A 12,666-nucleotide genomic window follows, 5' to 3' on the forward strand; every position below is an offset into this window, starting at 1 on the left:
GCCCCGCGTGAAGTGGCCGGCGCCTGTTTCAGGGGGCAATGCCCGGGTTGATAAGTGCCCTGGCCACGGCGGCCAGGTCATCGAATTGCAGGGTGCCTTCTGGCAGCACTCCCTTGGCGGTGCCCTGCCCCTTGCCGGTTTTCACCAGCACCGGGCGCGCGCCCGCCGCAACGGCCGCGGCCAGATCGCTGCGGCTATCGCCTACAAACCACACATCAGCTCGGCCTGCACCGTAATGCTCCCCTATGGCCAACAGCATGCCCGGTAGCGGTTTGCGACATTCACACCCATCATCGGGACCATGGGGGCAGTAGAGAATGACCCCCACAGCGCCGCCTTTTTCGGCCACCAGCTCGCGCAGTCGCGCATGCATGGCGTCCAGGGTCGCCAGCGAATAATAGCCCCTGGCAATCCCAGATTGGTTAGTCGCGACCGCCACTGTCCATCCGGCCTCGCTCAACGCGGCAATCGCCTCGATCGAGCCCGGGATAGGGACCCATTCCTCCACGGATTTGATGTACGCGTCGGAGTCGTGGTTGATGACCCCATCCCGGTCGAGGATAAGCAGTTTCACGGCTCAGCCCAGCACGGAGATGTCGGCCACGCCCAGGAACAAACCGCGCAGCCTGGCGAGCAGGGCATAACGGTTAGCGCGAACGCTCGGGTCCTCGGCATTGACCATCACTGCCTCGAAGAACGCATCCACAGGCTCGCGCAGGGCGGCGAGACGGGTAAGCGCTTCGTTGTACTGGCGTGCCTGCGCCATCGGTTGAACCGCGTGGTCGGCCTGTTGGATGGCCGAATACAGGGAAAACTCGTGGGCGTTATCGAAGTACTTGGGCTCCACAGTGGCCGCTACCGCACCTTCTGCCTTGCCCAGCAGGTTCGATACCCGCTTGTTTACCGCGGCCAGCGCTTCGGCTTCCGGCAAGCGGCGGAACGCTTGCACCGCCTGCACGCGCTGATCGAAGTCCAGCGCCGAGCCCGGCTTGAGGGCACGCACGGCTAGGTAGCTGGCAACATCCACGCCTTCATCTTCGTAACGCGCACGCAGGCGGTCGAAGACAAACTCCAGCACCTGTTCGGCCAGGGCGGTGGAGTCCACCTTCGCGCCGTACAGGGCCACGGCGAAATTCACTGCTTCGGCCAGGTCCAGGTCCAGTTGCTTGTCGATCAAAATGCGAAGCACGCCCAGTGCAGCACGGCGCAAGGCGTAGGGGTCTTTGCTACCGGTGGGCAACATGCCGATACCGAAGATACCGGTGAGGGTATCGAGCTTGTCGGCGATTGCCACGGCCGCGCCAGTCAGTGACTGCGGCAATTCGGCACCGGCGCCACGGGGCATGTACTGTTCGTTCAGTGCCTGCGCTACATCCTGCGGCTCGCCGTCGTTTAGCGCGTAGTAGTAGCCCGCGATGCCCTGCATCTCGGGGAACTCGCCAACCATTTCGGTCGCCAGGTCGCATTTGCTCAGCAGGCCGGCGCGGGCGGCGCGCTGGGCATCGCCACCAATGCGTGGCGCGATGAATGCAGCCAGTTTCGACACCCGAACGGCTTTGTCATAGACACTGCCGAGCTGCGCCTGGAACACCACGTTCTGCAGGCGCGCATTGAAGCTTTCCAGTGGCTGCTTCTTGTCCTGATTGAAGAAGAACTCAGCGTCGGTCAGGCGCGGGCGCACGACCTTTTCGTTGCCCTGGACGATCTGCGTGGGGTCACGGCTTTCGATGTTCGCCACGGTAATGAACCGCGGCAACAACTTGCCTTCGGCGTCCAGCAGGCAGAAGTACTTCTGGTTGTCCTGCATGGTGGTAATCAGTGCTTCCTGCGGCACCTGCAGGAAGCGCTCTTCGAAAGAGCACACCAGTGGCACTGGCCATTCCACAAGCGAGGCGACTTCATCCAGCAGGGCAGGCGGCACGATCGCCGTACCTTCTTGCTGTACGGCAAGTTCGTCCACGCGCTTGCGAATGATCTCGCGGCGCTCGGCCAGGTCTGCCAGCACATAGGCCTTGCGCAGGTCATCGGCGTAACTGGCCGGCGAGCCGATCAACACGTTGTCCGGATGATGGAAGCGATGGCCGCGGGACGTTCGCCCGGCCCGCTGTGCGAGCAGTGTGCAATCCACCACCTGGTCGCCCAGCAGCATCACCAGCCACTGGGTTGGGCGCACGAACTCGTCCTTGCGCACGCCCCAGCGCATGCGCTTGGGAATCGGCAGGTCGTTGAGCGAATCCTCTACGATGGTGGGCAGCAGGCTGATGGTCGGCTTGCCGGTGATCGTCTGGCTGTACCGCAGCTTGGGACCGCTCTGGTCGATTTCGCTGATATCCACGCCGCACTTGCGGGCGAACCCGAGGGCGGCCTGGGTGGGATTGCCGTCTGCGTCGAACGCTGCCTGGCGCGGCGGGCCGTCCAGGTTGACGCTGCGGTCTGCCTGCTGCGTGTCCAGGCCGGTGACGAGCACTGCCAGGCGCCGAGGCGCGGCATAGTAACGGCTAGCGGTGTAGTTCAGCCCTGCGGCCTGAAGGCCCTTCTGAATGCCGGCAAGGAAGGCTTCGCCCAGGGTGGCGAGCGCCTTGGGTGGCAGTTCTTCGGTGCCAAGTTCAACCAGAAAATCTTGCGCACTCATTGTGCAGCCTCCAGCTTAGCCAACACTTCATCTCGCAGTTCAGGGGTTGCCATCGGGAAGCCCAGGCGTGCCCGGGCGTGCAGATAACTTTGGGCCACGGCGCGGGCCAGTGCGCGTACCCGCAAGATGTAACGCTGGCGCTCGGTGACAGAAATCGCCCGGCGCGCATCCAGCAGGTTGAAGGTATGCGATGCCTTGAGCACCATTTCGTAGGTCGGCAGCGGCAGTTGCAGTTCGATCAGGCGGTTGGCTTCGCTTTCATAAAAGTCGAACAATTCGAACAGCTTCTCGACGTTGGCGTGCTCGAAGTTGTAGGTCGACTGCTCCACCTCGTTCTGATGGAACACGTCTCCATAGGTAACCTTGCCGAACGCGCCGTCGGTCCACACCAGGTCGTAGACCGAGTCCACCCCTTGCAGGTACATCGCCAGGCGCTCGAGGCCGTAGGTGATCTCGCCAGTGACCGGGTAGCACTCGATACCGCCTACCTGCTGGAAGTAAGTGAACTGCGTCACTTCCATACCGTTGAGCCACACTTCCCAGCCCAGGCCCCACGCGCCAAGCGTGGGCGATTCCCAGTTATCTTCCACGAAGCGAACGTCGTGCACGGTCGGGTCCAGCCCGATATGACGCAGCGAGCCAAGGTACAGCTCCTGGAAGTTTTCCGGGTTCGGCTTGAGTACCACCTGGAACTGGTAGTAGTGCTGAAGGCGGTTGGGGTTCTCGCCGTAGCGGCCATCGCCCGGGCGACGGCTCGGTTGCACGTAGGCTGCGTTCCAGTTCTCCGGGCCTACGGCACGAAGGAAGGTGGCGGTGTGAAAGGTGCCCGCGCCTACTTCCATATCGTAAGGCTGAAGCACCACGCAACCTTGCTCTGCCCAGTACTGTTGCAAGGCCAGAATCAAGTCTTGGAAGGTACGCACGGCTGGCGTAGGCTGGTTCACAAATTCACCTGTATCTTGGGCTGCGAATTAAAGAGCGGGAGTATACCCCGAATCGTCTGCCCCACTAGCCCGGAGCTTTATGCCACGCTGCTTTTGGTGTACCACCGACCCGCTTTACGAGCAGTACCACGACCATGAATGGGGCCTTGCGCTGCGTGATCCGCAGCGCCTGTTCGAGTTGCTGGTGCTTGAAGGGTTCCAGGCAGGGTTGTCCTGGATCACCATCCTCAAGAAGCGCCAGCGTTATCGCGAGGTCCTTTTTGCCTTCGATCCCCAGCGCCTTGCACGTATGACCGATGCCGAGATCGAGATTCGCATGCAGGACGCAGGCATCATCCGCAACCGCATGAAGCTCAATGCCGCCCGGCAAAACGCCCAGGCCTGGCTGCGGCTTGAAGACCCGGTGGGCTTCTTGTGGTCCTTCGTGGGCGGCCAACCGAAGATCAACCATTTTGCCGACCGCAGCGAAATCCCTACCCAGACACCCGAAGCCCAGGCCATGAGCAAGGCCCTGAAGAAGGCTGGGTTCAGCTTCGTCGGCCCGACCATTTGCTATGCCTTCATGCAGGCATCGGGGATGGTCATGGACCACACCACCGACTGCGACCGCTACCGGGCATTATGCGAAGCGCCGCCCGTGCTGGGGTAGAATGGCCGGCTCGTTATCAGGGGATTGAACTGTGGAAAACTTCAAGGGCGCCTTGATGGTGGGCGTGCTCAAGGCTTTTGCCTCGTTGCCGTGGGGTGGCGTGCAGAAGGTAGGCGCCGCCATCGGCTGGCTGATGTGGAAGCTGCCCAACCGTTCCCGGGACGTGGTGCGGATCAACCTCGCCAAGTGTTTCCCCGAACTGTCGCCAGCCGAACGCGAGCAACTGACCGGGGCGAGCCTCAAAGGTATCGGCCGCTCGTTTACCGAAAGCGCTTGTGCCTGGATCTGGCCAGCCGAACGTTCGCTCGCGTTGATTCGTGAAGTTGAAGGCCTGGAAGTACTTGAGGCGGCGCTCGCCAGCGGCAAAGGGGTCGTTGGCATCACCAGCCACCTGGGTAACTGGGAAGTGCTCAACCATTTCTATTGCAGCCAGTGCAAACCGATCATTTTCTATCGCCCACCCAAGCTCAAGGCTGTGGATGAACTGCTGCGCAAACAGCGGGTGCAGTTGGGCAATCGCGTGGCGGCTTCTACCAAGGAAGGCATCCTCAGCGTGATCAAGGAAGTGCGCAAGGGTGGCCAGGTGGGCATTCCAGCAGACCCGGAGCCGGCCGAGTCCGCGGGGGTATTCGTGCCCTTCCTGGGTACGCAAGCGCTCACCAGCAAGTTCGTGCCTAACATGCTCGCTGGCGGCAAAGCGGTCGGGGTGTTCCTCCACGCCGTGCGCCTGGCGGATGGCTCAGGCTTCAAGGTGATGCTCAAGGCAGCACCAGAGGCCATGTACAGCACCAACGTGGAAACCTCCGCCGCAGCCATGAGCCAGGTAGTGGAAGCGTATGTAAGGGCGTACCCGGATCAGTACATGTGGAGCATGAAGCGCTTCAAGAAGCGGCCGCCAGGTGAGGCGCGTTGGTACTGAGCCTCAGGCGTTGCGCTCAAGCTTGCGGATAAACACGCTCATCTCTTTTTCCGCCTGCTTGTCACCCTTGGCCTGCGCCGCCGCTATCCCCTGCTCCCAGGCGGCGCGCGCGGCCACGGGATCACCCTGCTGCTGCAGTGCCTTGCCGAGCAGTTTCCAGGCAGCGGAGTAGCTTGGGTCTTGCGCTACGCACTGTTGCAAGTGCTCAGCCGCTGTTGTCCAGTTGGCTGCATCAAGGTAGCCCTTTCCAAGCCCAAACCGCAGAAGTGGGTTATCCACACCCTTGGCGAGCATTTTTTCCAGGGATTCGATCATCGCTTTACCTTCAGAAGAAACTCAGCCCAACGTGGAACAACTTTTCCACATCGCGAATGTATTTTTTATCCACAACGAACAGGATCACGTGGTCCCCGGTTTCAATTACGGTGTCTGCCCGGGCAATGATCACCTCCTGGTCCCGGATGATCGCACCGATGGAAGTGCCCGGGGGCATAGGGATCGTTTCAAGCGCGCGGCCCACCACCTTGCTCGAACGTGCGTCGCCGTGAGCGATGGCCTCAATGGCTTCGGCAGCGCCGCGGCGCAATGAGTGCACGCTGACGATGTCGCCGCGACGCACGTGCGTGAGCAAACTGCCAATGGTTGCCAACTGAGGGTTGATGGCGATATCGATTTCACCGCCTTGAACCAGGTCCACATAGGCCGCGTTGTTGATAAGTGTCATCACCTTTCGCGCGCCGAGCCGCTTGGCCAGCAGCGACGACATGATGTTGGCTTCGTCATCGTTGGTCAGCGCTACGAAAATGTCCGCGTCGGCGATATTTTCTTCGACCATCAGGTCCCGGTCCGAGGCGCTGCCCTGTAGCACCACGGTGCTGTTGAGGCTTTCGGACAGGTAACGGCAGCGGGCCGGGCTCATTTCGATGATCTTGACCTGGTACCTGCTTTCGATAGCTTCCGCGAGCCGCTCGCCAATATGCCCGCCCCCGGCGATCACCACCCGCTTGTTGTTTTCATCCAGCCTACGCAGTTCGCCCATCACGGCGCGGATATCTGCCTTGGCGGCGATGAAGAAGACTTCGTCGTCGGCCTCTATCACCGTGTCACCGCGTGGCAGGATCGGCCGGTCGCGGCGGAAGATCGCGGCCACGCGCGTTTCCACATTGGGCATGTGGTGGCGGATCTGCCGCAATTGCTGGCCCACCAGCGGGCCACCGTAGTAGGCGCGTACCGCAACCAGCTGGGCCTTGCCGCCGGCAAAGTCGATGACTTGAAGCGCGCCGGGGTGTTCGATCAGCCGCTTGATGTAATGGGTAACCACCTGTTCCGGGCTGATCAGCACGTCCACCGGGATGGCTTCGTTGGCGAACAGGTCGGCGCGGGTGAGATACGCCGCCTCGCGAACCCGCGCAATGCGCCGCGGGGTATGGAACAGCGTATAGGCCACCTGGCACGCGACCATGTTGGTTTCGTCGCTGTTGGTGACCGCCACGAGCATGTCGGCATCGTCGGCGCCGGCCTGCCGCAACACGGTTGGGAACGAAGCCTTGCCCTGCACCGTACGAATGTCCAGCCGGTCGCCCAGGCTGCGCAGGCGTTCGCCGTCAGTGTCGACGATGGTGATGTCGTTGGCTTCGCCGGCCAGATGCTCCGCTAGGGTGCCGCCTACCTGGCCAGCACCAAGAATGATGATTTTCACGATCAGCTCGCTCAGCGGCCGCCAGTGGCGGCGATCTTCATGAGTTTGGCGTAATAAAACCCGTCGTGCCCGCCGTTTTGTGGGAACAGTTGGCGCCCGTGGGGTTGGGCAATTCCGGCTTCGGTGTCCAGGCTCAGCTCGCGGGCGCCGGGCGTGCGTTCCAGGAAGGCGGCAATGGTGTCACTGTTTTCCATCGGCAGTACCGAGCAGGTGGCGTACAGCAGGATGCCGCCAACTTCCAGCGTGCTCCACATGGCATCGAGCAATTCGCCCTGAAGGCTGGCCAGCGCGGGAATATCATCGGCCTGGCGGGTAAGCTTGATATCAGGGTGGCGGCGGATAACGCCAGTGGCCGAACAGGGCGCATCCAGCAGGATCCGCTGGAAAGGCTTGCCATCCCACCACGCAGCGAGGTCTCGCCCATCGGCAGCGCGCAGATCCGCTGTAAGGCCCAGACGCGCCAGGTTCTCCTCCACCCGCGTCAAACGCTTCGCTTCCAGGTCTATCCCCAGTACGTAGCCCAGGCCTGGCATGCTTTCGAGTACGTGGCAGGTTTTGCCACCCGGCGCACAGCAGGCATCCAGTACCCGCTGGCCAGGCTTGAGTTCGAGCAAACCAGCGGCCAGTTGCGCGGCTTCGTCTTGCACGCTTACCCAGCCCTCGGCAAAGCCCGGCAGGCCAGTCACATCGGTAGCGGCAGCAAGCGTGATGCCATCTGGGCTGAAGCGGCACGCCGTGGCTTCGATCCCAGCCTGGCCGAGTTGCGCAAGATAGCCGTCCCGGGTTTGCAGGCGGCGATTCACCCGCAGCGTCAGCGGTGGATGTTCATTATTGGCGGCGCACAGGCTTTCCCACTGCTCGGGCCAGGCAGCCTTGAAGGCTTTCTGCAGCCAGCGAGGGTGGGCGGTACGCACCACAGGGTCTCGCTCCAGGCTCGCAAGCACAGCCTCGCCTTCACGCTGTGCCCGCCGCAGCACGGCATTCAGCAGGCCTTTGGCCCAGGTTTTTTTCAGCTTGTCGGCACAGCCGACCGTTTCCGCGATGGCCGCATGCGCAGGCACACGCGTGTAAAACAGTTGGTAAAGGCCCAGCAGCAGCAAGGCGTATACATCTGCATCGGCGGCTTTGAATGGCTTTTGCAGCAGTTGCTCAGCCAGCAAGGCCAGGCGAGGTTCCCAGCGGGCGGTGCCGAACGCCAGCTCCTGAACCAGGCCCCGGTCGCGCCCATCCACCCGCTCAAGTTGCGCGGGCAGCGCGCTGTTGAGCGAGGCCTTGCCACTGAGCACTGCCGCCAGGGCGCGGGCTGCCGCCAGTCGCGGGCTCATTGGCCCAGTACCGTGCCGGTGCTGAAGAGCGCTTGCCGGCTGTTGTAGAGGTCACTGAAGGCCAACGGTTTGCCGCCTGGAAGTTGCAGGCGCGAGAGGGACAGCGCGCCTTCGCCACAGGCCACGGTGAGGCCGCCCTTGTCGGCAGCGATGATCTCACCTGGTGTGCCTGCGCCTGCCACGGTGCGAGCGTTCAATACCTTGAGCGCCTCGCCGTTCAGCAGGCTGTGAGAGATCGGCCACGGGTTGAATGCGCGTATCTGGCGCTCCAGGTCAATTGCCGAGCGGGCCCAGTCGATACGGGCCTCGTCCTTGTTGAGCTTATGCGCATAGGTAGCGTCGGCATCGTTTTGTGCCTCGCCTTCCAGTGTTCCAGCCGCCAGCCCTTCAATGGCTTCGAGTACAGCGACAGGCCCTAACTGGGCCAGGCGATCGTGCAGGCTGCCGCCCGTGTCCTCGGCGCCGATGGGCGTGGTCACTTTCAACAGCATCGGGCCCGTATCCAGGCCCGCCTCCATACGCATCACGGTCACGCCGCTCAGGCTGTCGCCGGCTTCGATAGCCCGCTGGATCGGGGCCGCGCCGCGCCAGCGAGGCAACAGGGAGGCATGGCTGTTGATGCAGCCCAGGCGAGGAATATCCAGCACGGCCTGAGGCAGGATAAGCCCGTAGGCCACTACTACCATGAGGTCCGGGGCCAGCGCGGCAAGCTCTGCCTGGGCCTCCGGGTTACGCAGGGTCTGAGGCTGGTAAACCGGTATGCCATGGGCTTGGGCCAATTGTTTGACCGGGCTGGGCATCAGTTTCTGGCCGCGCCCGGCGGGGCGATCCGGCTGGGTATAGACGGCCACCACCTGGTGAGCACCGCCAAGCAGGGCTTGCAGGTGTTCGGCTGCGAAGTCTGGGGTACCGGCAAAAACTAGGCGCATGAGCTTCTCGCTGAAATGAAAAGGGCTTGCCGAAGCAAGCCCTTGGGCGGAGGGGGTAATCACGCCTGCTGGCGGTGCTGTTTCTCGAGTTTTTTCTTGATCCGGTCCCGCTTGAGCGTGGACAGGTAATCGACGAACAGCTTGCCATTCAGGTGATCGCATTCATGCTGAATGCAAACGGCGAGCAACCCCTCGGCAATGAGTTCGTAAGGCTTGCCGTCCCGATCGAGCGCCTTGACCTTGACCTTCTGCGGGCGATCGACGTTTTCGTAGAAGCCCGGAACGGACAGGCAACCTTCCTGGTACTGGTCCATTTCGTCGGTGAGCGACTCGAACTCGGGGTTGATGAAAACCCGGGGCTCGCTGCGGTCTTCGCTAAGGTCCATCACCACCACGCGCTTGTGCACATTCACCTGAGTGGCGGCCAGCCCGATGCCGGGTGCCTCGTACATGGTTTCAAACATGTCGTCGATCAGCGTGCGCAGCTCGTCGTCCACAACCGTGACCGGCTTGGCGATGGTGCGCAGGCGCGGGTCCGGAAATTCGAGGATGTTTAAAATAGCCATATGCTTTAGTGCTGCACTGTAAGGTAAAGTCAGTGGGAATGGCGCCGAGCGCTTGTTGAGCAGCTGCTGCTCATGGAAAGCCCGCCGAGGGCAAGGCGATCAGCCGGAACCGGCGGCCGGGTTTGACGAATGCGTACATGATAAAGGGATTCACGGCATGAGGAAATCATTACTCGCCCTGCTGCTGCTCGCCGGCGCAAGCTTTGCCCACGGTGAAGAGCTGCTGCGCGAGGGCCATCCGCAGCGTTATACCGTGGTGCAGGGCGATACCTTATGGGACATCGCCGGCAAGTTTCTCAACCAGCCCTGGCAGTGGCCGCACATCTGGCATGCCAACCCGCAGATTGCCAACCCGGACCTTATCTACCCGGGTGATTCGCTGGTGCTCGGCATGGTCAATGGCCAGCCGCAGCTGTTCCTCGAGCGAGGGCAATCTCGCGGGACGATAAAACTGTCACCTCATGTACGCGCCACGCCGGTAGCCGAGGCAGTGCCGAGTATTCCGCTGGGCGCGATCAATGCGTTCCTGATCAGCAACCGGATCGTCGACGACGCCTCGGTGTTCGACACAGCGCCTTACATTGTCGCGGGCAATCAGGAACGGGTGCTGAGCGGTATGGGCGACCGTATCTACGCCCGTGGGCAGTTCGACCCCGCCCACACGGTGTATGGCATTTTCCGTCAGGGCAAGGTGTACACCGACCCTGATACCCAGGAAGTGCTGGGTATCAACGCGGACAACATCGGCGGCGGGGAAGTGGTTGCCACCGAAGGCGATATCGCTACCTTGAACCTGCAGCGTTCCACTGCGGAGGTGCGGCTGGGAGACCGGTTGTTCACCAGCGAAGAGCATGCGGTGAATTCCACCTTTTTCCCCAGCCCGCCTGCAGCCGCGATCGAGGGCCGGATCATTGATGTGCCGAGAGGCGTCACCCAGATTGGCAAATACGATGTGGTGACGCTGGACAAGGGGCAGCGGGATGGCCTGGAAGAAGGGAACGTGCTGGCGATCTACAAGACCGGCGAAACCGTCCGCGATCGTATCAGCGGTGATCAGGTGAAGGTCCCGGACGAGCGCGCCGGGTTGGTGATGGTGTTCCGCACCTATCAGAAGTTGAGCTATGGTCTGGTGCTTACCGCCAACCGTTCACTGGCGGTACAAGACAAGGTTCGTAACCCGTAAGCCATATCAGAAAGTTATAAACATAGTTATCCACAGCCTGAACACAGGCTGTGGAGGCCAGGATCAAGGACGATCACATGCCACTGTTCACACCGCACTTGCCGCCATCGGCGGAGCTAGAGGCGCGCCTGCGCTTGCACCGCTTGCCTGAAACTGGGCCGATTCATTTTCGAAAGTTGATCGACGCGTTTGGCTCAGCGCATGCCGCGCTCAGCGCGCCCACTGCGGCTTGGCGTTCGCTGGGGTTGTCCCAGATGGCAGCGAACGCTCGTCACGACACGATCGTGCGAGACGCCGCCACTGCGGCGCTGCACTGGCTGGATGGCCCCGACCACCATTTGCTGGCCTTTGATAGCCCTGACTACCCGGCCCTGCTGAATGAAATCTCCAACCCGCCGCCGCTGCTGTTCGTCGCGGGGAAGCCAGCGCTGCTGGAGCGGCCTCAACTGGCGATCGTTGGGAGCCGACGGGCTTCGGCACCCGGGCTGGATACTGCGAAGGCTTTCTCGCGTTGCCTGGCCAGCGCGGGGTTTGTGGTGACGTCCGGGCTGGCCATGGGTATCGACGGCGCAGCTCACCGTGCGGCGCTGGAGGTTGGTGGGGCCACCGTAGCTGTGCTGGGTAGTGGCCTCGAACAACTTTATCCACAGCGCCATCGCCGGCTTGCCGACGCGATGCTGGCGAACGATGGTGCCCTGGTTTCAGAGTTTCCAATCGAAATGGCGCCCACACGCGAAACTTTTCCACAACGCAACCGCATCATCAGTGGGCTGTCGCTCGGTGTGCTGGTAGTGGAAGCAAACATTGCCAGCGGCTCGCTGATCACCGCGCGGCTGGCCGCTGAACAAGGCCGGGAAGTGTTTGCCATTCCGGGTTCCATCCACCATCCGGGCATGAAAGGCTGCCACCAGTTGATACGAGACGGCGCGCAACTGGTGGAGTCGGTACAGCACATTCTTGAGGGCCTGCGCGGATGGCAGGGGCAGCTTCCCGCCGAAAGCATCGAACCGTCTGCCGAAGCGCTTGCCGAAGCGCCCAGTGACCCTTTGGTCCGCCGGTTGCTGGCTGCTCCGCAAACCGCCGAGCAATTGGCCCATAGCCTGGGTTGGCCTCTGCCGAAGGTACTGGCCGCGCTTACCGAGCATGAGTTGGCGGGGCGGGCGGCATGTGAAGCGGGACGTTGGTTTGGACGCCCCGGCTAGTTACACTGCGCAACATTCAGCTTGGGAGGAAGCGACAATGGAAAGCAGTTGGCGTGTGCAACAGGCCGCGCGGGAAATCCGTGCCGGTGCGGTGATTGCCTACCCAACCGAGGCCGTATGGGGGTTGGGGTGCGATCCATGGGACGAAGACGCCGTGTATCGCCTGCTCGCGATCAAGGGGCGCTCCGTTGAGAAAGGCGTGATACTCATCGCCGACAACATCCGGCAGTTCGATTTCCTTTTCGAGGATTATCCCCAGGACTGGCTGGACAAGATGTCCAGTACCTGGCCTGGCCCCAATACCTGGCTGGTGCCCCATCGGGACCTGCTGCCGGCGTGGATTACCGGCCAACATGACAGCGTAGCGGTGCGGGTCAGCGATCATCCGCTGGTGCGCGAGCTGTGCGCACTGGTTGGGCCATTGGTTTCAACCTCCGCCAACCCTCAAGGTCGCCCGCCAGCACGCAGCCGGCTGCGCGTGGAGCAATACTTCCGAGGCCAGGTGGACATGGTCCTGGGCGGCGCCCTGGGCGGCCGCAAAAGCCCAAGCGTAATCCGTGACCTGCGCAGCGGCGAGGTGGTGCGGCCCTGAGCCCAGGGCCGCAGCGCTTCATTGGC

13 protein-coding genes are annotated in these 12,666 nt (G+C 62.3%); 5 read left to right on the forward strand and 8 right to left on the reverse strand.

Annotated features, from left to right (window positions below; all coding sequences use genetic code 11):
- Positions 1-28: 28 nt before the first annotated feature.
- Genes gmhB through glyQ form a run of 3 tightly spaced genes read right to left on the reverse strand, consistent with a single transcriptional unit; the run spans position 29 to position 3,576 of the window.
- Positions 29-574, reverse strand: a complete 546-nt coding sequence (gmhB, locus tag AC3Z8Y_RS00055; protein WP_490087934.1) for a D-glycero-beta-D-manno-heptose 1,7-bisphosphate 7-phosphatase — start codon at positions 572-574, stop codon at positions 29-31.
- Positions 575-577: 3 nt separating this feature from the next.
- Positions 578-2,632 carry a glycine--tRNA ligase subunit beta gene (glyS, locus tag AC3Z8Y_RS00060; protein WP_490087935.1) on the reverse strand — a complete coding sequence of 685 codons (2,055 nt, stop codon included), beginning with the start codon at positions 2,630-2,632 and terminating at the stop codon, positions 578-580.
- Entirely contained in the window at positions 2,629-3,576 is a 948-nt protein-coding gene (gene glyQ, locus AC3Z8Y_RS00065; RefSeq protein ID WP_490087936.1) for a glycine--tRNA ligase subunit alpha, read from the reverse strand. Before glyQ ends, glyS begins: the two co-directional genes overlap by 4 nt.
- A gap of 79 nt (positions 3,577-3,655) precedes the next feature.
- On the opposite strand from glyQ, the gene AC3Z8Y_RS00070 reads away from it, so the two are divergent.
- On the forward strand, positions 3,656-4,225 hold the full coding sequence (locus tag AC3Z8Y_RS00070; protein WP_490087937.1) for a DNA-3-methyladenine glycosylase I: 570 nt from the start codon (positions 3,656-3,658) through the stop codon (positions 4,223-4,225).
- A gap of 31 nt (positions 4,226-4,256) precedes the next feature.
- The gene (locus tag AC3Z8Y_RS00075) at positions 4,257-5,144 is read left to right on the forward strand and encodes a lysophospholipid acyltransferase (protein ID WP_490087938.1); all 888 of its coding nucleotides are present in this window, start codon (positions 4,257-4,259) and stop codon (positions 5,142-5,144) included.
- Positions 5,145-5,147: 3 nt separating this feature from the next.
- Here the strand turns inward: AC3Z8Y_RS00075 and AC3Z8Y_RS00080 are convergent, their stop codons facing one another.
- From AC3Z8Y_RS00080 to def, 5 genes are read right to left on the reverse strand one after another with little or no spacing between them, the layout of a single operon-like run.
- On the reverse strand, positions 5,148-5,459 hold the full coding sequence (locus tag AC3Z8Y_RS00080) for a tetratricopeptide repeat protein (RefSeq protein WP_490087939.1): 312 nt from the start codon (positions 5,457-5,459) through the stop codon (positions 5,148-5,150).
- Positions 5,460-5,469: 10 nt separating this feature from the next.
- Positions 5,470-6,843 carry a Trk system potassium transporter TrkA gene (gene trkA / locus AC3Z8Y_RS00085; protein ID WP_181111200.1) on the reverse strand — a complete coding sequence of 458 codons (1,374 nt, stop codon included), beginning with the start codon at positions 6,841-6,843 and terminating at the stop codon, positions 5,470-5,472.
- Between the two features lie 11 nt (positions 6,844-6,854).
- Entirely contained in the window at positions 6,855-8,168 is a 1,314-nt protein-coding gene (gene rsmB / locus AC3Z8Y_RS00090) for a 16S rRNA (cytosine(967)-C(5))-methyltransferase RsmB (protein ID WP_490087940.1), read from the reverse strand.
- Positions 8,165-9,097, reverse strand: a complete 933-nt coding sequence (gene fmt, locus AC3Z8Y_RS00095) for a methionyl-tRNA formyltransferase (RefSeq protein WP_490087941.1) — start codon at positions 9,095-9,097, stop codon at positions 8,165-8,167. Before fmt ends, rsmB begins: the two co-directional genes overlap by 4 nt.
- A gap of 59 nt (positions 9,098-9,156) precedes the next feature.
- Entirely contained in the window at positions 9,157-9,663 is a 507-nt protein-coding gene (gene def, locus AC3Z8Y_RS00100) for a peptide deformylase (protein ID WP_181111203.1), read from the reverse strand.
- Between the two features lie 157 nt (positions 9,664-9,820).
- On the opposite strand from def, the gene AC3Z8Y_RS00105 reads away from it, so the two are divergent.
- The 3 genes from AC3Z8Y_RS00105 (at position 9,821) to tsaC (ending at position 12,640) form a co-directional block, all read left to right on the forward strand.
- Positions 9,821-10,846: a LysM peptidoglycan-binding domain-containing protein gene (locus tag AC3Z8Y_RS00105; RefSeq protein ID WP_490087942.1), complete on the forward strand. Its 1,026-nt coding sequence runs from the start codon at positions 9,821-9,823 to the stop codon at positions 10,844-10,846.
- 77 nt (positions 10,847-10,923) lie between these two features.
- The gene (gene dprA / locus AC3Z8Y_RS00110; RefSeq protein WP_490087943.1) at positions 10,924-12,048 is read left to right on the forward strand and encodes a DNA-processing protein DprA; all 1,125 of its coding nucleotides are present in this window, start codon (positions 10,924-10,926) and stop codon (positions 12,046-12,048) included.
- 37 nt (positions 12,049-12,085) lie between these two features.
- Positions 12,086-12,640, forward strand: coding sequence for an L-threonylcarbamoyladenylate synthase type 1 TsaC (gene tsaC, locus AC3Z8Y_RS00115; protein WP_181111206.1), 555 nt, complete (start codon positions 12,086-12,088; stop codon positions 12,638-12,640).
- The last annotated feature ends 26 nt before the right edge of the window (positions 12,641-12,666 follow it).

The organism is Pseudomonas sp. 3MAES_34.3B (assembly GCF_058145875.1).